Origin of the sequence: Undibacterium umbellatum (assembly GCF_014284125.1) — a bacterium.
Taxonomy (GTDB): Bacteria; Pseudomonadota; Gammaproteobacteria; order Burkholderiales; family Burkholderiaceae_D; genus Undibacterium; species Undibacterium umbellatum.
This window is the reverse complement of sequence record NZ_JACOFX010000001.1, coordinates 655593-678821: the sequence shown is the minus strand read 5'-3', so window position 1 is coordinate 678821 and position 23229 is coordinate 655593. Positions and strand designations below refer to the sequence as shown.

At 50.1% G+C, this 23229-nt stretch carries 19 protein-coding genes and 1 tRNA gene; 10 read left to right on the top strand and 10 right to left on the bottom strand.

The genetic code is table 11. The annotated features are described in order from the left end of the window. Positions 1-91: 91 nt before the first annotated feature. The 4 genes from H8L47_RS03135 to aat form a co-directional block, all read right to left on the bottom strand. A complete protein-coding gene (locus tag H8L47_RS03135) occupies positions 92-1135 on the bottom strand; it encodes an aldo/keto reductase (RefSeq protein WP_186951760.1) in 1044 nt (347 codons plus the stop codon). A gap of 15 nt (positions 1136-1150) precedes the next feature. Continuing rightward, entirely contained in the window at positions 1151-2197 is a 1047-nt protein-coding gene (locus tag H8L47_RS03130) for a quinone-dependent dihydroorotate dehydrogenase (protein ID WP_186951759.1), read from the bottom strand. A 61-nt stretch (positions 2198-2258) separates the two neighbouring features. Beyond that, positions 2259-2990, bottom strand: a complete 732-nt coding sequence (locus tag H8L47_RS03125; protein WP_186951758.1) for an arginyltransferase — start codon at positions 2988-2990, stop codon at positions 2259-2261. Next, positions 2987-3703 carry a leucyl/phenylalanyl-tRNA--protein transferase gene (gene aat / locus H8L47_RS03120; RefSeq protein ID WP_186951757.1) on the bottom strand — a complete coding sequence of 239 codons (717 nt, stop codon included), beginning with the start codon at positions 3701-3703 and terminating at the stop codon, positions 2987-2989. The genes H8L47_RS03125 and aat overlap by 4 nt, the downstream gene beginning before the upstream one ends. A gap of 187 nt (positions 3704-3890) precedes the next feature. Between aat and H8L47_RS03115 the strand changes: the two genes are divergently transcribed. Beyond that, positions 3891-5093 carry an ammonium transporter gene (locus tag H8L47_RS03115; protein WP_186951756.1) on the top strand — a complete coding sequence of 401 codons (1203 nt, stop codon included), beginning with the start codon at positions 3891-3893 and terminating at the stop codon, positions 5091-5093. A gap of 78 nt (positions 5094-5171) precedes the next feature. Here the strand turns inward: H8L47_RS03115 and H8L47_RS03110 are convergent, their stop codons facing one another. Beyond that, complete coding sequence (locus H8L47_RS03110; RefSeq protein WP_186951755.1) at positions 5172-5741, bottom strand: NUDIX hydrolase; 570 nt, start codon at positions 5739-5741, stop codon at positions 5172-5174. Between the two features lie 128 nt (positions 5742-5869). On the opposite strand from H8L47_RS03110, the gene H8L47_RS03105 reads away from it, so the two are divergent. Together H8L47_RS03105 and H8L47_RS03100 are read left to right on the top strand one after the other, a co-directional pair. Beyond that, positions 5870-5946: transfer RNA gene (locus H8L47_RS03105), tRNA-Met, on the top strand. 296 nt (positions 5947-6242) lie between these two features. After that, positions 6243-7478 carry an acyltransferase family protein gene (locus H8L47_RS03100; RefSeq protein ID WP_186951754.1) on the top strand — a complete coding sequence of 412 codons (1236 nt, stop codon included), beginning with the start codon at positions 6243-6245 and terminating at the stop codon, positions 7476-7478. A 209-nt stretch (positions 7479-7687) separates the two neighbouring features. On the opposite strand, the gene H8L47_RS03095 is transcribed toward H8L47_RS03100, so the two are convergent. The 5 genes from H8L47_RS03095 to H8L47_RS30420 all read right to left on the bottom strand — a co-directional run bounded on the left by H8L47_RS03095 (position 7688) and on the right by H8L47_RS30420 (position 13185). After that, positions 7688-7984: a hypothetical protein gene (locus H8L47_RS03095; RefSeq protein ID WP_186951753.1), complete on the bottom strand. Its 297-nt coding sequence runs from the start codon at positions 7982-7984 to the stop codon at positions 7688-7690. Between the two features lie 200 nt (positions 7985-8184). Next, positions 8185-10305: a hypothetical protein gene (locus H8L47_RS03090; RefSeq protein WP_186951752.1), complete on the bottom strand. Its 2121-nt coding sequence runs from the start codon at positions 10303-10305 to the stop codon at positions 8185-8187. A 29-nt stretch (positions 10306-10334) separates the two neighbouring features. After that, positions 10335-11879, bottom strand: coding sequence for a hypothetical protein (locus H8L47_RS03085; protein WP_186951751.1), 1545 nt, complete (start codon positions 11877-11879; stop codon positions 10335-10337). Between the two features lie 334 nt (positions 11880-12213). Next, positions 12214-12447 (bottom strand): hypothetical protein, encoded by a 234-nt coding sequence (locus tag H8L47_RS03080; RefSeq protein WP_186951750.1) that lies wholly within the window; start codon positions 12445-12447, stop codon positions 12214-12216. Between the two features lie 462 nt (positions 12448-12909). Continuing rightward, positions 12910-13185 (bottom strand): ATP-binding protein, encoded by a 276-nt coding sequence (locus H8L47_RS30420; protein ID WP_186951749.1) that lies wholly within the window; start codon positions 13183-13185, stop codon positions 12910-12912. A 70-nt stretch (positions 13186-13255) separates the two neighbouring features. Between H8L47_RS30420 and H8L47_RS30415 the strand changes: the two genes are divergently transcribed. The 7 genes from H8L47_RS30415 (at position 13256) to infB (ending at position 23187) form a co-directional block, all read left to right on the top strand. Next, positions 13256-13576, top strand: a complete 321-nt coding sequence (locus H8L47_RS30415) for a hypothetical protein (protein ID WP_186951748.1) — start codon at positions 13256-13258, stop codon at positions 13574-13576. 483 nt (positions 13577-14059) lie between these two features. Beyond that, the gene (locus H8L47_RS03065) at positions 14060-14368 is read left to right on the top strand and encodes a VOC family protein (RefSeq protein ID WP_230413554.1); all 309 of its coding nucleotides are present in this window, start codon (positions 14060-14062) and stop codon (positions 14366-14368) included. Between the two features lie 525 nt (positions 14369-14893). Next, positions 14894-15946, top strand: coding sequence for an SMC-Scp complex subunit ScpB (scpB, locus tag H8L47_RS03060; protein ID WP_186951747.1), 1053 nt, complete (start codon positions 14894-14896; stop codon positions 15944-15946). Then, positions 15936-17900, top strand: coding sequence for a pseudouridine synthase (locus H8L47_RS03055; RefSeq protein WP_186951746.1), 1965 nt, complete (start codon positions 15936-15938; stop codon positions 17898-17900). Before scpB ends, H8L47_RS03055 begins: the two co-directional genes overlap by 11 nt. Positions 17901-18197: 297 nt before the next feature. After that, entirely contained in the window at positions 18198-18683 is a 486-nt protein-coding gene (gene rimP, locus H8L47_RS03050; protein WP_186951745.1) for a ribosome maturation factor RimP, read from the top strand. Further along, entirely contained in the window at positions 18680-20239 is a 1560-nt protein-coding gene (nusA, locus tag H8L47_RS03045; protein ID WP_186951744.1) for a transcription termination factor NusA, read from the top strand. The genes rimP and nusA overlap by 4 nt, the downstream gene beginning before the upstream one ends. Before the next feature lie 47 nt (positions 20240-20286). Then, positions 20287-23187 (top strand): translation initiation factor IF-2, encoded by a 2901-nt coding sequence (gene infB, locus H8L47_RS03040; RefSeq protein ID WP_186951743.1) that lies wholly within the window; start codon positions 20287-20289, stop codon positions 23185-23187. Positions 23188-23229: the final 42 nt, after the last annotated feature.

Here is a 23229-nt window from a genome sequence, read left to right as displayed (position 1 = left end):
TAGGCATTTGCTGCAATTGCGCTTGCATTGTATGTCATGTAAATACTTCTTGCCGGAATGGCTATTTTCTTAAGTTCCAATCACGATAGCATTACTGACCTGGGTTGCTCAGTTCTTCATGGATGCGGTTGATTCCTTGTAAGAGGTCGTCGTTGAGACCAACTTCCAGCGCGTCAATATTCTCTCTTAACTGGGTCAGGTTGGTAGCCCCGATGATGGTGCTGGCGACAAAACTGCGTGAATAACACCAGGCCAGTGCCAGTTGCGCTGGCGTCAACCCGTGTTCACGCGCCAGTGCTGCATAGGCTTTGCTGGCCTCAAATACGCTGGGACGCATATAGCGCGGGCTCCAGGTCGGCGGGAATATCGTCAGGCGGCCATGAGCTTTTGCATCATCAATATATTTGGCGGTAAGCTGTCCGAATGCCAGTGGGCTATACGCCAGCAAGCCTACGTTTTCGCGGAAACAGGTCTCATCCAGCCCCTGTTCAAATGCGCGGTTCACCAGGCTATAAGCATTTTGTATGCTGGCGATGCGTGCGGTGCCTTGCAGTTCTGCCTGCTTGATAAATTCGCTGACACCCCAGGATGTTTCATTCGATACGCCAAAGGCGCGTATCTTGCCTTCCTTGACCAGGGCATTCAATACTGAAACTGTCTCGGCAATATCTGTGCAGGGTCTTTCCAAGGCTGGATCAAATTGTTTTTGTCCAAAGATGGGGGCGTTGCGGCTGGGCCAGTGCAATTGATACAGGTCGATGTAATCTGTTTGCAGACGTTGCAAGCTGGTTTCGACGGCGGCGCGAATATTTTTTTCATTCAAATCATTTTCGCCGTTGCGTATCCAGCCCATGCCACGAGAGGGGCCTGCAACTTTGGTTGCCAGCACAATCTCGCCGCGCTTGCCGGATTTTTTTATCCAGCTACCAATGTATTGTTCGGTCTTGCCTTGCGTAGCCGCACGCGGCATGACAGGGTACATTTCTGCCGTGTCGATAAAATTGATGCCGCGCTCCAGCGCATAATCAAGCTGCTCATGCGCTTCCGCCTCAGTATTCTGTTCACCAAAAGTCATGGTGCCCAGGCAGATGGTGGATACATTCAACTGGCTATTGCCAAGTAAAATATTCTTCATGATGACAAGGATAAATTATTTTTGTCCGCGCAAAGCATCTGCGCAGTCTTTTACCAATGCGGGGCCTTGATAGATCAGGCCGGAATACACTTGCACCAGTGCCGCACCTGACTGCATTTTGGCCATGGCATCGGCACCTGAGAAAATCCCGCCCACGCCGATGATAGGTATTTCGTTGCCTAGTTCGGCTTTCAGGGCACGGATCACGCGGTTCGATAATTCAAACACGGGTTTGCCAGACAATCCGCCCGTTTCTTCTGCATGCGGCAAGCCCTGTACGGCATCGCGGGTGATGGTGGTATTGGTGGCAATGACACCATCTATCTTGTGACGCAACAAGGCTTCACCTATGGTCTTGATTTGTTCTGCATCAATATCAGGGGCAATCTTCAGTGCAATGGGGACATAACGCTTGTGTTCGTCGGCCAGCTTTTGCTGCGCTTCCTTCAGTTGCAATAGCAAAGCATCAAGCTCAGTCGCACCTTGCAACTGGCGCAGGTTCTTGGTGTTAGGGGAAGAGATATTCACCGTCACATAACTGGCATAAGGATAAACCTTGGTCAGGCAATGCAGATAATCTTCGGCAGCGCGTTCTATTGGAGTATCTGCATTCTTGCCTATGTTCAGGCCCAACACACCTTGTTTGTCCTGGTAAAAGCGTGATGCCTGCACGTTTTTCACAAAGGCATCGACGCCGCCATTATTAAAGCCCATGCGGTTGATAATCGCATCTGCCTGCGGCAGGCGGAACATGCGTGGCTTGGGGTTGCCAGCCTGCGCACGTGGCGTGACCGTGCCAATTTCTATGGAGCCAAAACCAATTGCAGCCAGACCATCAATATACGCACCATCCTTGTCCAGGCCAGCGGCCAGACCAACCGGATTAGGAAAGCGCACACCCATGACAGTGCGGGCATCCTCTGCTGGCTTTTTGGCTAGCAAACCACCCATACCCAGTTTGTTGACACGCTGCAGTGCAGGTAAAGTCAGGTGATGGGCATTTTCCGGATCCATGGCAAACAGGGCAGGGCGGATCAGGGAATAAAGAAGTTTCGCTGGCATGTAAATGTATGAAGAAGAAAAGTTGAAAATAAAAATTGATCGGCAGGCGAGAAGGGAGGCTTCACAGCTCCCGCAAAGTCTGCCAGCGCCCCTGCATCAAGGCATCAAGGGGGCGGAAATTGGTCTTGTAAGCCATCTTGGGGCTGGCAGCTATCCAGTAACCCAGATAGACATAGGGTAGCTTCAACAAGCGCGTTTGCTCTAACTGCCACAAGACATTGTAAGTACCATACGACGCAGTAGCATCATCCGGGTCATAAAAGGTATATACCGACGACAAGCCATCTGTCAGGACATCAATAATGCTGACCATGCGCAAGACATCTTTATCGTCCCTGAATTCAACCAGGCGGGTATTCACCCGGCTTTGCAGCAAGAATTGCGCATACTGGTCGCGGCTGTCATTGTCCATGCCGCCGCCAGAGTGGCGCTCACCCTGATAGCGCTGATATAGCTCATAGTGTTCATGCACATAACTCAAGCTGCTGACGCGTGCATGCAAGTTGCCATGTTTTTTCCAGGCCCGGCGCTGGCTGCGGTTGGTTTCAAATTCATTGACGCGCACGCGTACCGGTGTGCAAGCCTGGCAGTTATCGCAATGCGGTCGGTAAATGAAAATGCCGCTACGACGGAAACCACTCTTCACCAGCTCTGAATAGGCATCGGCATTAATCAGATGTGCAGGCGTTGCCACTTGCGAACGCGCCTGCAAACCTTCCAGATAACTGCAAGGGTAGGGCGCTGTTGCATAAAACTGTATGCTGGCGAAGGGGAGTTCGTTAAGCTGGGTCACGGGCTGATCTTGTTGGCTATGGTCCAATTGCTAATCGCTGGCAAGGCACTGGCATGTTCCACCCAGCGCAAAAATTCGGTTCTGCTGATCGCTTTTGCGCCCAGAGATGCCAAATGTGCCGTCTCTTGCTGGCAGTCTAACATTTTCACCCCATGTTCACGCAAGAAAAATACCAAGTGTGCCAAGGCTATTTTGGATGCATCCGTGACCCTTGCAAACATCGATTCACCATAAAACATGCGGCCTATGCAAACACCATAGGCACCACCCACCAGCTCTCCATCCAGCCATACTTCTGTGGAATGGGCATATCCCAGCTTATGCAAGTCACAATAACCCGCGACGATATCTTCAGAAATCCAGGTGCCATGCTCTTCCCCGCGTGGCGCAGCACAGGCGCGCATGACATCTTCAAAGGCAGTATCAAAGCGCACTACCCAGCGCGGGTCTTTGCTGACCTGGCGCAGGCGCTTCTTCAGACTGAGCGACAATTTGAAATCCTGCACCTGCAAGACCATGCGCGGGTCGGTAGACCACCACAAGATAGGTTGCCCATCAGAAAACCAGGGGAAGATGCCATTCTTGTATGCATATAGCAGACGCTCTGCTGACAAATCAGCGCCTGCTGCCAGCAAGCCCGCAGCCCCATCTTTTTCTGTCAGCGCGGTGCTGGGGTGGGGGAAGGGACTGTCAGTTTCCAGCCAGGGGATCACGCAGCCCCCATCAAAGCTTGCACCAAGAAAACGCCATTTCTTAGTGCGTCAAACTTATTCATCAAATAATCATTTTTAAAAAATCGCATTAAATCAATCACTTATCAATTGCACTAAATTGGAATGCATTTTGCTTTATTAGTGCATCTTTGATTAAAATTTGCACTTATATTGGGAGACATTTCGCATGAATGCACAAAATAGCAGCGCGGACGCTTTGTTTATCTTGCTGGGCGCAATCATGATACTAGCAATGCATGCCGGTTTTGCGTTTTTAGAATTAGGCACCGTGCGCAAAAAAAACCAGGTCAATGCCCTGGTCAAGATACTGGTTGACTTTGCCGTATCCACCATCGCCTACTTCTTTATCGGGTATACCATCGCTTACGGCGTACAGTTTTATTCTGGTGCTGAGGTGCTGGTTGCCAAAAATGGCTTTGAAATGGTCAAGTTCTTTTTCTTGCTGACCTTTGCCGCTGCCATTCCCGCCATTATCTCAGGCGGGATTGCCGAGCGGGCAAAATTTCACCCGCAACTGATCGCCACAGCCTTGCTTGTGGGTGTCTTGTATCCCTTCTTTGAAGGCATAGCCTGGAACCAGCGTTTTGGCATACAGGCATGGTTGAAGGCGATGTTCTCTGAAGAGTTTCACGACTTTGCCGGCTCCGTCGTCGTACATGCCTTTGGCGGCTGGGTCGCCTTGCCCGCCGTTTTGCTGCTGGGCGCACGCCGTGGTCGCTATATGAAAAACGGCGCAATTGCAGCCCACCCACCATCCAGCATTCCTTTCCTGGCGCTGGGTGCCTGGATACTTACTGTAGGCTGGTTTGGCTTCAACGTCATGAGCGCACAAACCATGGACAAGATGAATGGCCTGGTCGCCATGAATTCGCTGATGGCCATGGTAGGCGGTACGCTGGTTGCCTTCCTCCTCGGCAAGAATGACCCAGGTTTCGTCTACAACGGCCCCCTGGCTGGCCTGGTTGCAGTTTGTGCCGGTTCTGACCTCATGCATCCCTTGGGTGCTTTAGTTACTGGTGGGATAGCCGGTGCCATTTTTGTCTGGATGTTTACCTGGACACAAAATAAATGGAAGGTCGATGATGTATTGGGCGTCTGGCCCCTGCATGGCCTGTGCGGTGCCTGGGGTGGCATAGCAGTCGGTATCTTTGGATTAAAGTCTTTGGGTGGCCTTGGTGGCGTCAGTTTCATGTCGCAATTGCTGGGCACCACCATGGGTGTTGCAATAGCCTTTGTCGGCGGCTATATCATCTACGCCAGCCTGAAAAAACTCATAGGCATACGCCTGGAGCCTGAAGAAGAATTTGATGGAGCAGATTTGGCTATACACAAAATCTCATCGACTGCAGAACGCGAAACCAGTTGGTAATGACGAAAAGAACGACGAAAAAAATGGGCGATTGAAAATGTCGCCCATTTTTTTGATGCAAGCCCAGCCAGTTTCATTTCAATCATGCAGCATGGGCTTGAAAATATCATGCTCATGCATCTTAAAGCGTCCGCCATCCTTGACCTTCGCCAGGTCTTCAAAGAAAAACTTCAGTGTATGGCTTATGGTAGGGAAGGCGATGTCATTCCAGGGGATTTGCTCTTCAGTGAATAATGCCACTTCCAGGCTCTCAACTCCCGCTGCGTAATTCAAATCCAGTAAGGTAGCGCGGTAAAACAAATGCACCTGATGTACATGCGGTACGTTCAATATAGAGAACAGCTCATGCAACTTGATGTTCGCACCAGCTTCTTCTTCAGTCTCACGTTGCGCAGCCTGCGCCGTGGTCTCATAATTTTCCATGAAACCTGCAGGCAAGGTCCAGAAGCCCAGGCGCGGTTCTATTGCCCGCTTGCACAATAATATCTTGGTGACACCATCTTCTTCCCAGACGGGAATAGATCCCACCACCATCTTCGGGTTTTGATAATGGATAGTGCTGCAAGCCGGGCAAACAAAACGCTCGCGGGTATCATCAACAGGGATTTGCAAGACCACCGGGGACGCGCATTCAGAACAGAATTTCATGGGCAAAAAGAGTCAAAATTGGCGAATCTGTAAAGTGTAACACCTGTCCGCAAAAGTGCGGCAAAAGTCCTATTCCCATAAAAGAATTGCGCGGAGCAGCAAAATCATGTATAGTTTCATTCTTCAGGCGCGGGGTGGAGCAGTCTGGCAGCTCGTCGGGCTCATAACCCGAAGGTCGTAGGTTCAAATCCTGCCCCCGCAACCAAGTATTCAAGCCCTTGATTAGAAATGATCAAGGGCTTTTTGCTTTGCGCTGCGAGACTATCATTCTTGCTGCTGGAAATACCTGCGTGGATTGCTACTTACGCCATGCAGTAGTTTTCAAAAATAGACATGAATTTTGACGGGTGTTAAATCATTATGCCAATTCCTTGTAATTCTTTGCATCAAGCAGCCTGGCTGACGTTAAGACCGCAATTGTGGCCAGACGGCACAAGCGAGGAACATCTTGCTGACTAGGGCCAGGCCGACATTTTCCGGCAAAAACAATTTATACCTAATATGACATCAACAAAAAGCATAATTCCTGAAAGCCCTGCGATATCTGTTAATCGAATACATTTACCATTTCTCGACGGTATGCGTGCGCTGGCAGCTTTGTGGGTGATGCTGGGGCATTCACATTTATTTGCATATGGCTGGTTAAATCATACTAATTCTTTGATGAAGCCCTTAAACGTCCTCCTGTATTTGCATTTGGCCGTCGTCGTATTTTTGGTGTTATCAGGATTTTGCCTGGCTTTGCCAGTTGTCCAGAATGGCATTAGCTTAAGAGTGTCATCCCGCGAATTTTTGCAATCAAGAGCGCTCAGGATTTTGCCTCCTTATCTCGCTACTTTGATTCTGATCTTGATTGTAAATTATTTTTTCCCTATAGCCACGTGGGCACGTAATGCATCTGGACTGACTCCAACAATTTCATGGCAAGTTCTTGCTGTGAATTTCAGTTTGATGCAAGATTTTTTTCCGCAACTGAATACGATTAATGGACCATTCTGGAGTATTGCAACTGAATGGCATCTGTATATGCTTTTTCCTGTGCTGATACTGATTTTGCGCCGGTTCGGTGCATCGACGTTTCTGATTTTGGCTACCATTGTCGCCTGGGGGCTTACCTGGTTTGCTGAGCATCCACCAGTTTTTTTTCATGAGAATCAAATATCCATCCTCCATCCGCCGTATTTTATTTTTTTGTTTGCAATGGGAATCTTTGCCGCCTGGGTGGTTTATGGGCAGCAATCGCAATACAAGGTGCAAAAAAGAGGCTTGATATTTTCCGTTGTCGGCGGGTTATTCTTCGTCTACTTCTTGTACTTGCTTCAGAAATTCTCCATTTTTGATGCAAAAAGTGCTGGAGCATTCTTTGATAGGACCAAGGTGATAGATACCAGTTTTGCGGTCGTGGTTGCTGTGTGTCTGGCAGGGTTGGCAAGAACTTCTACGAGGAATTGGCTCAGGAGATTTCTTGAGCAAAAGCTACTCACAGGCATGGGAAAATTTTCTTATTCGCTTTACCTTGTTCATATCCCTATTTTTGCAACAGTCCACCACTACATCGAAGAAATGCATTTGCCTACAAATTTGCAGCACCTGCATTTCATTTTGCTCAGCGTCGCGGGAACTATCTTGTCGCTCGGGTTTGCGTGGGGATTTGCCAGAATTTTTGAAACTCGTTTATGGTTGAGGCCTATGGTGTGGTCGTCAGCATTGCGAGGAAAAAGTCTGACGCAAGGCTGAACTGGGGGGCGATCAGTGCAGGACAATCGCACGTATGTCGAGCGTCAAAGAACCGATAATTAACTCCGGGTCATGTCTGCGAATATGCGGGGCTATTTGCATCTACACAGCTTATGGAGCTCAGCAGATCATGTGCATTCATGCGTGTGTGAACGGGTTGGGTTTAATGGGGTAGGTTGAAGCTAGAGTATCTGAAACGATGCCTTTAACTATTGCGATGAGCGTACAAACTTTAATGCGCTGTCTACATTGTCCGGACAATATTCATTCCAGCGAGGATGATTTTGTAGCCATTCGATGAAATGAACAAGGCAGGTGATCTGCTTTTGATTGCGGCTTGGAAGCCGCACTTTTGCATCATCTTGAAATTTCGGATCTGGTCTGAGACGGTAAATCATGGACTCGGTCTCAAGCGCGTTGTATTCAGCTTCCGGCTCGCCGGGCAAGAATGCGCAGAAACGACGGACAATGGTGTAGCTGATCGGCGAAGCTTGCAGGGGATTCAAGGTAACAGCACATGGAGGCATGATTTTTTTTGTGAGGCATGGGAATATAACCTCTACGCAAGGCAATCACAACATACGTGCAAATATGCTGCGCTATGCGCAGGCATGAGTTGGCGAGATCGTCGGGCAGGCTCTCGAAACCTATAGCCTCGAGAGCCTTGTGCGCAGATGTTTAAGCTTGGTATAGCTTGGATAATGCCTTATTTCGGCGTCTTGTTGTCAAACCACTTCAGGATGATTTGCGTGCGCTGAATCGATAAATCCCGGATTACCGGCATATGCAAGGCATCATCCATTGGTTTGGCAAGCACCGTGCGGATAGGTTCGGCATATTGAACCACCGTCGCATAGTCGTCCAGCTTGAAACGGCCCATGATCGGATACAGCTTGGCATACTGCGGCAGAATGAATTGGATGCAATTATCCCAAGTCGGGCTATCGGGGAAGGTCTGCTGGCTAAACAGCAGGATACTAATCAAATCGTCGGGATGCTGGGTGTAACTTTGCGCGATAGTCTGATCGGCAAAATTGTAGCGCACAAAGTAAATTTGCCCATCGACGTTTTGACTGGCGCGCGGAAAACCAGGGTCAGTGCCAACGATTTTCAATTCGGCCATGCCTTGCGCATTGGTCAACACAGGCGCAGCGCTGAAAGACAAGGCACTTTGCGGTATCGCGATGTTTTTCAATCCAGAAGTGCCGCCAGTACCCATGGTATTGCTAGTGTATTTCACGGAATCTTCCGGCGACATCAGCGTTGCCTGGAGGCCGATATTGGCCGCAGGTTGCCCAAACTTGGTGGCATATAAGCGAACCAGCGCCGTTTCGCCGTTAGCTCCCGACGTAATACCGGGGTTCATCCTGAAAACAAACTGATCGGCCCGCAAATTATAGCCATGGATATTTTCTGCCAGCCAGATAATTTGAAAAAATGTATTTTTTCCCACTAGACCCAAGGGCATCGTCAGTACCCCCTGTTCCGCCTGCTGCACAGTCAAGCCAGGTGGCAGTAAGGCAGGATTGACTTTCACCGTCAGAATGCCACCGCTCACTGTCATCAACTCTGCCATCTGGGTCGGGTCGTTTGGCAAAGCGGCGATAGCAACAGCATTGTTCAAACTAATGCCCGTCTCCTGACTTTGATCAAAATAGACCAAAAACAGATCGCCCAACGCATACAAGGCAACCCCGAAACCCTGCGCTGGGTCGTTATAACCGGGCTTATCGGTGGCGAGCGTGTTGCCCAGATTAACGGTGATCAATACTTCCTTGCTATCCTTGCTATCGCTCAGCACCTGCGTGCAGAACGGGGCAAAATTACATTGGGTATTGCTATTGGGCAGCGCAATTGGCGCCATCATGCGTGATGGCGTATAAAACACAGGGGTCGCCGTAGCCTGCGGCCCTATCGTGCCAGTTAACAAGCCGGTTGGAAACGTAGTATTGATGTTCGGCGGTGGCACTGGCGACGGTGGCGGTGCCAGGGTCGTTGCCTGGATAGTGGCGCGATAGGTATCGGCGTCGGCTTGCCCTAACAAAATAGTGAGCCGATTATTGACATACGATTCAGTCGGAACCTGGCCCAGCTTGGCAGGTAAGCCATTACTACCGAGGTTCATGAAATATCGGGTCATGGGCAGTAATTTGTCAACGATATTGGCGGGTACGCCTTTTTTCACCAATGCCTGCAAGGTATCCGTATTGAACAAATAGATCACTGGCGCATTGTTATGCGCATTCACCACAAAATTGACGCTCAATTGTTGTGGTGATTGTTGCTGGAGCAGACTGAGAAATTTAGACTGTGGTTTTGCCGCAGTCGTCCAGCTCAAATTGGTCAAGCTTGATTGATATACGCCGCAACCACTGCCTGAGCTTCGTGGGCCGTTGATGGCCTGCGCCCAGACCGCGTTATACGAGCCAGCGACATAATCACCGCGGACAAAATCGCTGATCGATGCCGGGTTGGCGCTAATGCCAGCCACTTGCAAGCTCAGTCCCCATATTTCGCTGGTATTTTGCTGATCCGGGTCGAGGTCAACCAGCTTCGGTGCTGCCATCGCATACACGGCATTGACTGGTTGCCCAATCACTGGATCAACAGCGGGGTCGGTAGTTTCATCGCCGGGACCATAGACTACCTTGGTGACAAGACAGCTTTGAAAATCAAAAATTCCGGTGCCGTTCGGATTCCAGTAAAGCTGCAACTTTGCGATGTCATCATTCGCATCGGTATAGTTGTCCGGTGTGTTGTTCACCGTGCTTGGGTCAGCCAAAAAGCCACCGCTAAAGTGCAATCTTGGATATGTCAAATAGCTCATGTCAATTCCTCTTTTTTTGCAAACGGTTTTTATTTTCTAGGGCCACCGTTGGCGGCGCACATTGCGTTGCTTGGCAGCACGCCTGTGCTGCAACCTTTGGTTTTCAGATTCAGTAAATTGAAGATGTGAGAGAGTCCGGCTGGCGGCAACTGGACTTTGATTGCCTCACTCAGTGATTGGCCTTTACTCTTGCCATCCTGGTTATGGCAACTGAAGCAATTGTAGGGATTTTGAATATTGGAGACACCATTCTGCACATAGGTTTCCATGCTATTGTTTGAGCCCGACAAGGACCCGACCTGCACCTGCATCGACGGTGGCAAGGTCCCCCTGGCTGTCCATACATTGCCGACCAGTGAATAATTGGCCCACAATTTATTCGCGTCACCTGCAGGCAATGCCGCCAGCATTTTTTGCACTGATATATCCAATGCCTGCAAATTGGCGGTGCTGGGCTGTATGACAAACTTTTGGGTATCCGGGTCGCAAATATAGCCAGGCGGCGGAGTGGAGCTACAATTCAAATTATTGGGCATGGTGCCAATGGTCGGGTCGCCCCAAGGGTGCATGGTGCAAACCTGGGTGGCCTTACCTTCGGCATAATGATTGGGGGTGCAGTTGCCACCAGTGCAGTTGGGATTATAAAAAGTCCAGTTTCCGCCCAGAGGGGGTTTGGCATCGGTCGTGGAACAATACGGAGCGTTATTACGGTGTTCAAAGGTACCCCAGATAAACTCTGGTTGGGTCGGTGTCTTGCTCACGATATGCATGCCCACCAGACCCAGATCCACATTTTCCATGCAGTTCTTGTCGGGTGACTTAACTGAACCCTTCGTGCTATAAAAGGTCTTGCCTGCCATTTCATCGGGCGTCAAAATTTTCCATGCGGTTTTCAATTGCATTGCGCCGGTGGGGAACTCCAGATCCGGGTACAAGCCTGGAATATCCACTACCTTGTAACCAGGCGGATCAACCAGATCTGGCGCAAGAGTCAAACTGCACTGCGCCTGGTACAAACCGCAACCGGTGATGAAGTCATAGCTCGGTTTATTCACCGATACGCCGTAAAAAACCCGGTTCAGCGATTTGTCGATCAATGGTTGCCCAACTCCCGCCTGCAAGGTCAGATTAGAAAAAACATAGTTCTGTTTTAAGCTCTGTTTTAAGGTGGATGGTCCTTTGCAATACGTCGGTTTGGGTACTTTTCCCCATGCGGTCGGCGTCTTGCCCGGATCAACAAAAATGCCATAACTAGGCATAAAGGTTTTAAATTGCAAAACCTTACTGCCTGTTGCTACCGGCTGCACCAAATACAGCATGGCCTGCCACATATACTGCTGGAAACTGCAATTATCAGTATTCTGCACGTCGCCCGGCAAGGACGGGTTGCTGACCCACGTGGAACTGGCATTGCAGCTTATGGTACTGGTACTTGAAGCCGGGCTCTGTTGTGCCAGAGCGATTGAGGGAAGTGCAGTGATGATGCCGATGGCAGCAATTGCAATGACAGCAGCCGAGCTTATCGAGCTTATTAAGCTTGCTGAAAGGCGGCACTGCGGGATGATTTTTTTCATAAACATTCCATTCTTTGTTATAGAGAAGCTTGTTGGCATTTCTGACGGAAGACATCCTCCCGCATAACCATTTGTGCAAATGCCGTATATCCAACAAAGGGCTTAGCGGCCTTGATGCAAAAATACGTCAAAAAAAAACGTCTAAAAGAGCATCAAAAAAAGTATCAAAAACAGCATCCATAGACTGCATGTCCAATCTGACATGAGACGGTGCAATATGCCCCCAACCAACGGTCAAACTGCTACTTATTGATAATTCAGGAAAGAATCAAATACTGTGGTACACCGTCACCGGCGTTGATGCAGCTCAGAGCTTTGATAATGCCAATACCGTTCACAGGTTCACTGACATAGGACTGCGCCATCGAGTAGGCTGTAACAGTCCACTCGCCGCCGAGGGTGACCATGCTTTGAGATGGCCAACAATACTGGAATGGCAGATCGTTCTTTGCGCACTATCGAGAAAAACAACTGTGCTGCCGCCGACAGTAATAACAATATCTGCTTCAATGACCAGGGAAGTGCTGGGCGCGCTTTGGACAACGCCGGGTAAGCTAGTATTTGACATGGCTTCTCAAGTTTAATCGTGCGTCAAATAGAGAACGAAACGTTTAATTTCAATTTTCTTGAAGCAATTACTGGAGCCTGAGGGGTGGGAGGCTCCACTAATACCAAGATGCAAATCCCACCAATACGATATTTGGCTGGACTCAATGACAAAGCTCAGGGATGTATAAGCTATGATGTAAAATACACCATTATTTATATTTAATCAATTAATAAATTGATATTTTAAAACGCAAATTTTAAGCTGCGGGTTGCATGCTCTATTAAGCGTAGGGGAGGGGGCTGGCTTGGCGGTGAATCGCCTGCATGGACGATGCCAAGCAGAGTGCCTGTCTATTTGATGATGACGCGGTCTGTTATGTCTAGATTAAGGCGGATATCAATGGAGTTGTGATTGTTGAAGTTCACAATAAAACGTCTTTGGCGCAAATATCCGTTAAGGATAATTCTTGTCTCAGTATTCTTAGCCAAAAACCTCACTTTGCAAGGTCGACGGCAAAACAATCCTGAATGTGGTTCCGCTACCTATGACGCTTTCCACCTCTATCTTCCCATTCAAAACCCCGCACACGATATTGTGTACGATGTACAGGCTCAGGCCAGAGCTGCCTGCGCCTAGTTTGCTGGTGAAAAAAGGGTCGAAGATGCGGGGCAGGTTGTGAGGTGGTATGCCTGTGCCGTCGTCTGTGATGCTGATTTCTGTGCTGCTGTCTGCCTTTGTCTCTGCCTTCGAATGCATGTGCCATGCAGTTGCTTAGCAGGTTTTGCACGGCCTGGCCTAGCAGGGCGGGTAGGCTGGTTATGTGCATGTGGTCGGCAATGTCGCACGTCAGTTGTATGGATTGTTGCCTCATGGGCGTGCTGAATGTCTGGCTGATTTCTGTGATCAGTTCTGCGACCGAAAACTCTTGCATGTCAGCGGTGGTGTGGTCAACGGCGATTTGTTTGAAGCTGCTGACCAGGTCCGCAGCGCGTTGCAGGTTGCGTTGCAGGATCAGGCTGGCTTCCCTGGCGTCGGCCATGTATTTTTCCAGGGTGCTGCGCTTCAGGCCTTTGGCATAGGTGGTGGAAAAGTCGCTGGTGCGCTCTGCCAGCCAATACACCCCTTGCGACTGCGATTCTATCAATAGCATGAGATGAGACAGTATGTCTGCCAGTGCTGCACCTTTGGCGATCATTTCCAGCGACTGATTTTGTCCCTTGTGCAGAGTTTCTGCCAGTTGAATCTTGTTGCCATCATTGCTGTTGACGATGGCAGTCGAGGTGCCCTCAAAAGGCTTTTTGAGTGTTTGCATGCCTGCTGCTATAGTCTGATTCATACATCCATTCCTGGTCAGGTGGTTTGGATTGCGATACTTTACTCTAAGCTGATTGTGTACTTATTGCAAATTTGTGGTGTCGGGGCAAGCTTTGTCAGTGATTTTTGCTGGATTGAAAAAGGGTGGCTTCCCTTGCGAGGCACATGCAGTAAAAGTGAGTAAAATGAAAGCTATTATTGCAAAGTCTGAATTTAGCTTAGCAAGGAGAGATGCCATGAGTATTGAGCTGGATCACACGATAGTCCCTTCACATGACAAGCTGGCTTCGGCAAAGCGGTTGGCGATTTGCTGGGTGTGCCCTGGGCGCCAACGGCTTTGGGGCCACTTGCGCCGGTGTTCGTGAATGAGGGCTTGACGCTGGATTTTATCCAGACTGATGAAGATTTCTCTGTCTATCACTTTTGCTTTCGGGTCAACCAGCAGCAGTTTGATGAAATACTGGGGCGTATCAAGGCTGCCGACATCCCTTATCGCAGTTTTGTGCGCGGGCCCATGGATATGCAAATCAATACCGATTATGGCGGGAATATGATTTACTGGAATGAGCCTGATGGGCACCAGTGGGAAATGCTGACTGTGAGTTATACGCGGCAGTCTGATTAAAGTTTGATGGTTAAATTAATTGCAATGTAATCGTAGGTTAATTTTATTGTAGCTAAGCTTGCCCAGATTTTCCGTGCAAACTTCCTGAATGCGTGGTAATCTCGCTCCCTTGCAGTCATATGCAGAATGTTGTTGGAAGGCTTGTGGTTGGCTTTCCGGGTTAGGTGCAGATTTTGAGGTGTGCGCAGCTAATGCGCGTTATTCACTCCATTGCAGACAGAATTATTGAGAAAAGCCACGTTTCAGCGTGGCTTTTTTATTGGTTATTGACGATATTTTTTGATCGTCTGCTAATTTCTGGACTACAATCCAGTGTCTACTAATTTTAGGGATTGTGCGCTGCTAAGTTCTTTGCGCGCTCCATGCAGTCCCAGCCGCCCGCATGAAGGGCGTTGCTACCAGATTGGTGGCAACAAATTTAATACAATACTGGTGTGAGTAATGGCAAAGATGGTAACTGGTGTATCAGTTGCCTTGCTGCATGACATCAACTAAATAAAATAAACCCGTGTACTTTAATATTGCATGAATACTGCTGAGGCAAAGCGAGTCCTCGAAACAGCCTTGTTATGCGCGCCAGAGCCGCTAACAGTCAATACCATGAAAAAGCTGTTCCAGGATGCGGATGATCAAGGTGATGTGGTCGGCGCGGATACCATCAAACTGATGCTTGAAGGTTTGCGCCAGGACTGGTCCGACAAGGGTATAGAATTGGTTGCTTTGTCGACAGGCTGGCGTTTTCAAAGCAAGCCAGAAATGCGCGCCTATATAGATAGGTTGAACCCGGAAAAACCACCAAAGTATTCAAGAGCAACGCTGGAAACCCTGGCGATTATTGCTTATCGTCAACCGGTAACACGCGGCGACATAGAAGAAATTCGTGGTGTGACCGTGGCGTCGCAGATGATCAAGACCCTGGAAGACCGTGGCTGGATAGAGAGTATAGGCCACCGGGATGTGCCGGGACGGCCATCATTGTTTGCTACAACCAAGCATTTTTTGGATGACCTGGGTTTGTCTTCGCTGGACCAGTTGCCGCCTCTGCAGCAGGTGAAGCGGGATGCCGAAGAAGAGCTGGTTCCTGAACTGGCGGCTCTGGGTGGTGGCATGTTTGCTGCTGTTGAGGCAGATGCATTGGCATTGGAGCCTGTCGCCTATGGCGAGCCTGCTCCTGATGCTGAAATGCTGGTGGTTTCTGATGCGGAGCCTGCGATGCAAGATGTTCAGCAACTGCAGCAGCAACAGATAGAGGCCGTGCAAGATATGGAAGTTGAGTCTGAGCAAGGGTTGCAAGAGGAAGTTAGCGCTGAAATTGATGCTGTGATGAACGCAGAAGAGATTGCAGAAGTCGACGCAGAAGTGCAGGCTGAAATTGCAAGCGAAGCAAAAATTGTAGAAGTATCAGAAGAGATAACAAGAGAAGTAACTGAAGAAATAAGTGAGGTTGGGGGAGATTCTCAACCTGTCACGCAATTGAGTGATCAGGTAGCCGATACTGCGGCACCGGATAGTGTACCGGGCGCTGCAGCGAGTCAGTTGCCTCCAATAGAACTGAAGAATGAATCCAATGAATCCTGAAGATGTGAATGCTGACCAAGCTGATGGTGCGGGCGCAAATGATAATGGCCCTGCTGGTGGTGATGACGCAAAACCGGTAAAGCGCGCTCCGCGTGCCCCGCGTACTGGTGTAAGCCGATCCAAGCCTAAGCAAGAGAATGCAGAGCAATCAGCAGGGGCTACAGAAGCAGCAATGGCAACTGTAGCAGTGACAGTATCAGCCGTTGATGCTGAAGAAGCGCCAGTTAAAAAAGCACGTGCCCCGCGCGCGCCGCGTACTCCTAAAGAACCTGGGGCAGCGCCACGCGCCAGCCGTAGCAAGGCTAAGATTGCAGATGTTGTTGCGGATCAAGTAGTTGTTGTGCCGGAAACTCCTGTAGTTGTCGAGCCTGTGGTGCGCACTGAGCAAGTTGCTGAGCGCAGCGAACGCGCACCTCGCACAGAACGCCCGCCCCGCACAGAACGTGCGCCAAGGGTGGAGCGGACAGAGCGGGGCGAAAAAGCTGAGCGCCCAGTCCGCGCTGACCGTGGTGAGCGTACTGATCGCGCAGAGCGCCCGGATCGTGGTGAGCGCACCGAACGTACTGAGCGTGGTGACCGCAATGAGCGTGGCCCACGTCAAAATGCTGGTCAGCCAGGTGCCAACAAATCCAATCGTCCGCAGCAACAAACTCGCGGTGGTCGTCCAGGTGCTGGCAATAATGCCGATGATGTGTTTTCCTTCGTCACTTCCGAGGCGTTTGACTCGGGTAGTGCGGAGGATGCCAAGGGCAAAGGCCGTGGCAAGCCAGTGCGTCGTGATCTGACTGCGGATGATGATGCGCCTAAATTGCATAAGGTATTGGCTGAAGCTGGCCTAGGTTCGCGCCGCGACATGGAAGAGCTGATTGTTGCTGGCCGTGTCTCCGTGAATGGCGAGCCAGCCCATATTGGCCAAAGAATTCTGCCGACTGACCAGGTGCGTATCAATGGCAAGCCCATTATGCGCAAAGTCAGTAAAAAACCACCACGCGTACTGATTTATCATAAGCCGGCTGGTGAAATCGTCAGTACCAATGATCCTGAAGGTCGTGCATCCGTATTTGAAAGCTTGCCAACCATGAAGGTTGGTAAATGGCTGGCGGTTGGCCGTCTCGATTACAACACCGAAGGTTTGTTGCTGTTCACCACATCCGGTGACCTGGCAAATCGCCTGATGCATCCTCGTTATGGCATCGAACGTGAATACGCCGTGCGTACCCTGGGTGAGTTGGAAGAGGGTATGCGTCAGCGTCTGCTGGCTGGTGTTGAGCTGGAAGATGGCTTGGCGCAATTCTCCAAAATCACTGATGGTGGTGGTGAGGGTGTTAATAAGTGGTATCGCGTCATCATTGGCGAAGGTCGTAACCGTGAAGTGCGTCGCATGTTCGAAGCGGTCGGTTTGACAGTTTCACGTCTGATACGTACCCGTTATGGTGCCATGACCCTGCCTGCCAACCTCAAGCGCGGTCGCTGGGAAGAGTTGGAAGAAGATGCAGTCCGCGCCTTGTTGAAGCTGAGTGGTCTGGAAAAAGCTGGTGGCGATAAGCCCGCTGCGCCAGTCAAAGGCGGCAAGCCATTTGGCAATAAGGCGCCCGGCTTTGGTACTGGTCCAATTAGCCAGAGGCAAGTTGGCTTCCCTATGTCAAGTGGCCGTGCTGAGCGTGCTGAATATGGTGCGGGTCGTGGCGGCAATGCCAACGGCAACAATGCGTATGGCAACAAAACTGGTGGCAATTCAGGTAATGCGCGTAATGGCGCTGGCAATGGGGTGGGTAATGGTGCTGGTAATAATGCCAACAACGCTAATGGCAAAAAGCGCAGCCGCCAGCCAGATCCGCTGCAAACGGCACTGGGTTTTCCTGATGCTGGACAGCGTCGTGGCCCTACGTCCCGTGGCAGTGGTCAGGCCATAGGCCAGGGAATTGCAGCGCGCAGGCGCTCACGTGGCGCGTAATGTTTTTCGGTTGTTTTAAGCGTTTTGCAGTAGCGGGACGTGTTGAAATTACCTCGTTTTCCATTGCGACGAGGTAATTTATCGTTTATAATCTTGTAGTTAGCAGATTTTGCCTTTATTTGAATTTAAATCAGGGCGCTACAAAAAAAGATGGGCAGTTGCCCATTTTTTTTTGGTTTTAGCGATTGATATCGTGTTGAGAGAGTTGCGGCGCAGCGCTCAACAGCCCGAATCGCCAGGCCTGTAGCGGGTTTCGCCCGGTTTGCAAATTGTCAGTGTGTTTTTCGGAGAATAAGTTTGGCTTTGTTGGATTTGATAGAAAAGACCGTCAACGGTACTGGATATGATCTGGTGGACTTTGAGCAGGCCGAGCGCGGCCTGTTCCGGGTTTATATTGATTATTTGCCGGAAGATTTAGAGCGCGGCAATATCACGGTGGAAGACTGCGAAAAAGTCAGTCACCAGTTATCGCATGTGCTGACGGTTGAAAACGTCAATTACAGCCGCCTTGAGACTTCTTCTCCTGGTCTCGACAGGCCACTCAAAAAAATCGCTGACTATGTGCGTTTTGCTGGTGAGAAAGCCAATGTGAAATTGCGCATGCCCATGCCGGGCACGCCAAATCGCAAAACTTTCGAAGGCATCTTGCACGAACCTGAAGGTGAAAATCTGAAGCTGGAATTTGAAGTAAAAGATGGGTCGGCCATGCTGGAGTTTACGCTCGCCGATGTGGATAAGGCACGCCTCGTGCCGCAAGTGGATTTTAGGAGTCGCAAAGCATGAGTCGTGATTTGTTGTTATTGGTGGATGTGCTGGCGCGCGAAAAGAACGTCGATGAAGAGGTTGTTTTCGGATCGCTGGAACATGCTTTGGCGCAAGCGACAAAAAAACGTTTTCCCGGTGAAGTCGATATTCGCGTAGAAATCGACCGCGACACTGGTGAATTCAGGTCTTTCCGCCGCTGGCACGTGGTGCCGGATGAAGCAGGTCTGCAATTGCCAGATCAGGAAATTCTGCATTTTGAAGCAGTAGAAGACGACCCTGAAATTCAGGTCGATGATTACATCGAAGAAGAAATTGAATCGGTTGATTTTGGTCGCCGTTTTGCTCAAGACACCAAGCAAGTTGTCTTGCAACGTATCCGTGATGCAGAACGTGAACAAATTCTGGCTGACTTCCTGGAACGTGGTGATTCCCTGGTAACAGGTACCATCAAGCGTATGGAACGTGGAGAAGCCGTGGTTGAGTCCGGCAAGATTGAAGCGCGTCTGCCACGTGACCAGATGATCCCTAAAGAGAATCTGCGTGTTGGTGACCGTGTCCGTGCCTACATTTTGCGCATAGACCGCAATGCCCGTGGCCCGCAAGTCATCTTGTCGCGTACTGCGCCAGAATTCATCATGAAGCTGTTCGAGCTGGAAGTGCCAGAAATCGAACAAGGTTCCCTGATCATTAAATCTGCTGCACGTGACCCTGGTGTGCGTGCAAAAATTGCTGTGTTTACAGCCGACAAACGTATTGATCCTATCGGCACTTGCGTCGGTATGCGTGGTTCACGCGTACAGGCTGTAACTGGCGAGCTGGGTGGTGAGCGTGTTGATATCGTGCTGTGGTCTGAAGATCCGGCGCAATTTGTTATCGGCGCGCTGGCACCAGCCAATGTTTCATCCATCATGGTGGATGAAGAAAAACACGGCATGGACGTGGTTGTTGATGAAGAAAACCTGGCAATTGCTATCGGCCGCAGTGGACAAAACGTCCGCCTGGCAGCTGAATTGACAGGCTGGCAAATCAATATCATGACTGCTGAAGAGTCTGCGAATAAAGCCGAGCAAGAAACTGCCGGCATCCGCAGTCTGTTCATGGAAAAACTCGACGTTGACCAGGAAGTCGCTGACATCCTGGTGGACGAAGGTTTCTCCAGTTTGGAAGAAATCGCTTACGTACCTATCAGTGAAATGCTGGAAATCGAAGCCTTTGATGAAGATACCGTCAATGAGTTGCGTAACCGCGCTCGTGACGCTTTGTTGACAGAAGCAATTGCTTCTGAAGAAGGCCTCGAAGGTATGGAGGATGAATTAGTCAATCTCGAAGGTATGACCCGCGTGACGGCAGGTAAGCTGGGTTTGGCTGGTATCAAGACCCTGGCGGCTTTCGCTGGATTGGCTTATGACGAATTTGGTGCGATTTTGGCATTGCCTGCCGACCGTACCCGTCAATTAATTAAAGATGCATTTGAAGATGTGACCGATGATGAGATGAAACTCATCGACGCTAAATATGATGATCAGGCCAAGGCGCTGTTAGCCAAAGCCTGGAAACTCGTAGAAGCTAAGTAATTCACGGGTTTCAATCTCATAACGCGCACATAGAAAAAGAGGACTGAATGGCGAGTAACAATGTAGCCCAATTTGCCACCGAGCTAACGATGTCAGCAGATTTGCTGCTCACGCAATTGCGTGCAGCGGGCGTCAGTAAGAGCTCAACGTCAGATTCGCTGACGAAGGAAGACAAAGATAAGTTGTTGGAACATCTGCGTCGTTCCCACGGCGTTTCTGCGGACACCGAAAAGAAAAAAATAACCTTGACTCGTAAGGAAACGACCGAGATCAAGCAAGCCGATGCGACTGGGAAGTCTCGTACCATTCAGGTTGAAGTTCGTAAAAAACGTACTTTCGTCAAGCGTGATGATGCTCCTGCTGATGAAGCGCAGGCTCCAGCACCGGTAGTGGATGCAGCAGAACAGGCGCGCCTTGATGAAGAAGCGCGCCATGAAGCAGAGCTGATCGCACGTCAGGAGGCTGAGTTGCTCGAGAAGCAAGAACGTTTGGCCAAGCTGGAAGCGGAAAAAGAAGCTCAGGCAAAAGCCATGCGCGAAGCTGAATTGGCAGAAGCGGCTAAAGCTGAAGCTGAAAAAAGCAAGGCTGAGCAAGCTGCTGCTGCCGCCAAGGCACTCAATGCCAGCGCTAACGCCAGGCCTTCAGATGTCAAGCCCGCAGAGGTGAAGCCTGTGCAAGCTGCTCAAGCCGCTGCTGACGAAGACAAAAAACGTATTGATGCAGAAGAGGCGAAGAAAAAAGCGGTAGCCGACGCAAAAGAAGCGACCGATCGTGCTGCTGCTACTGAAAAAGCCAGAAAAGCTGTGGCTGATGAAGTTGCGCAAATCAAAGAAATGATGAACGCGGCACGTCGCCCAGCCAAAGCGCCTGAGCCTGCTCCTGTAGTAGCGCCAAAGGTTGCCGAAGGTACTTTGCACAAGCCTGCTGATAAAAAAGTGGCTGAGAAAAAGCCTGGCGCACCAGTAGAGAAAAAAGACGAGAAAAAACCAGCCGTTGGCGACAAGAAGGCAATTAAATCTGCCAATGTGTCCTCGACCTGGCAAGAAGACGCGGCCAAGAAGCGTGGCGGCGGTCTGAAAACACGTGGTGATACTTCAGGTGGCCGTGATGGCTGGAAGGGCGGCCCTAAAGGTCGTCGCAATAGTCATCATGATGACCGCGAAAGCAATTTCCAGGTGCCGGTTGAAGCCATCGTCAAAGATGTGTTTGTACCTGAAACCCTGACTGTAGCTGAGCTGGCGCACAAAATGGCGGTCAAGGCATCAGAAGTCATCAAGCATTTGATGAAGCTGGGTCAGATGTGCACCATCAACCAGGTACTTGATCAGGAAACAGCAATGATCCTGGTTGAAGAGATGGGTCATAAAGCCTTTGCTGCAAAACTGGATGATCCTGAAGCCATGCTGACGGACACGACAGAGCATGGTGAATATGAGTCCTTCCCGCGCGCACCTGTGGTTACTGTCATGGGTCACGTTGATCACGGTAAAACATCCTTGCTGGATTACATCCGTCGTGCCAAAGTCGCTTCTGGTGAAGCTGGTGGCATTACGCAGCATATCGGTGCTTATCACGTTGAAACACCACGTGGCATGATCACCTTCCTTGATACACCAGGCCATGAAGCGTTTACCGCGATGCGTGCCCGTGGTGCCAAGGCGACGGATATTGTTATTCTGGTGGTGGCAGCTGATGACGGCGTCATGCCGCAAACCAAAGAAGCGATTGCTCATGCGAAAGCAGCTGGTGTGCCTCTGGTAGTTGCTATCAATAAAATTGATAAGCCAGGTGCCAATGCAGACCGCGTGACACAAGAGTTGATCGCTGAAAGCGTTGTGCCTGAAGAATACGGTGGTGATTCACCATTCGTACAGGTATCTGCAAAGACTGGTTTGGGTATAGATGCCTTGCTTGAACACGTCTTGTTGCAAGCTGAAGTGCTGGAACTGAAAGCACCGAAAGATGCACCTGCCAAAGGTCTGGTTGTGGAAGCGCGCCTGGATAAAGGCCGCGGCACTGTTGCCACTATCCTGGTGCAGTCCGGTACCTTGAAACGTGGTGACGTGGTATTGGCTGGTTCAGCTTATGGCCGTGTCCGTGCGATGCTCGATGAAAATGGCGCGAATATCTCCGAGGCTGGCCCATCCATCCCCGTAGAAATCCAAGGTTTGACAGAAGTGCCGTCCGCTGGTGAAGAAGTCATGGTCATGGCTGATGAACGCAAAGCGCGTGAAATCGCCTTGTTCCGTCAAGGTAAATTCCGTGACGTCAAACTGGCGAAACAGCAAGCTGCCAAGTTGGAAAACATGTTCGAAAACATGGGCGAAGGCGAAGTCAAAAACTTGCCTATCATCGTCAAGACCGACGTGCAAGGTTCGCAAGAAGCGCTGGTGCAATCTCTGGTCAAATTGTCGACAAACGAAGTGCGTGTACAAGTCGTACATGCAGCAGTTGGTGGTATTTCCGAGTCCGACGTCAACTTGGCTGTCGCTTCCAAAGCGGTCATCATCGGATTCAACACCCGTGCTGATGCGTCTGCTCGTAAATTGGCAGAGTCTAACGGCGTTGATATCCGCTACTACAACATCATTTACGATGCAGTAGATGAAGTCAAAGCTGCTTTGTCCGGCATGTTAGCTCCAGAGAAGCGCGAACAGATCATTGGTATGGTCGAGATTCGCCAGGTCTTCGTGGTCAGCAAAGTTGGCGCGATTGCCGGCTGTCTGGTTACCGACGGCGTGGTCAGGCGTACATCCTCTGTCCGTTTGCTGCGCAACAACGTGGTTACCTGGACAGGCGAGCTGGATTCGCTCAAGCGTTACAAAGACGATGCCAAAGAAGTCAAGGCCGGTCTGGAATGCGGTCTTTCACTGAAAGGCTACAACGAGATTCAGGTTGGCGATCAGCTTGAAATATTTGAAGTACAAGAGATAGCACGTACTCTGTAACTCAAGATAACCCCGGACTAGTTCCGGGGTTGTGGTTTATGG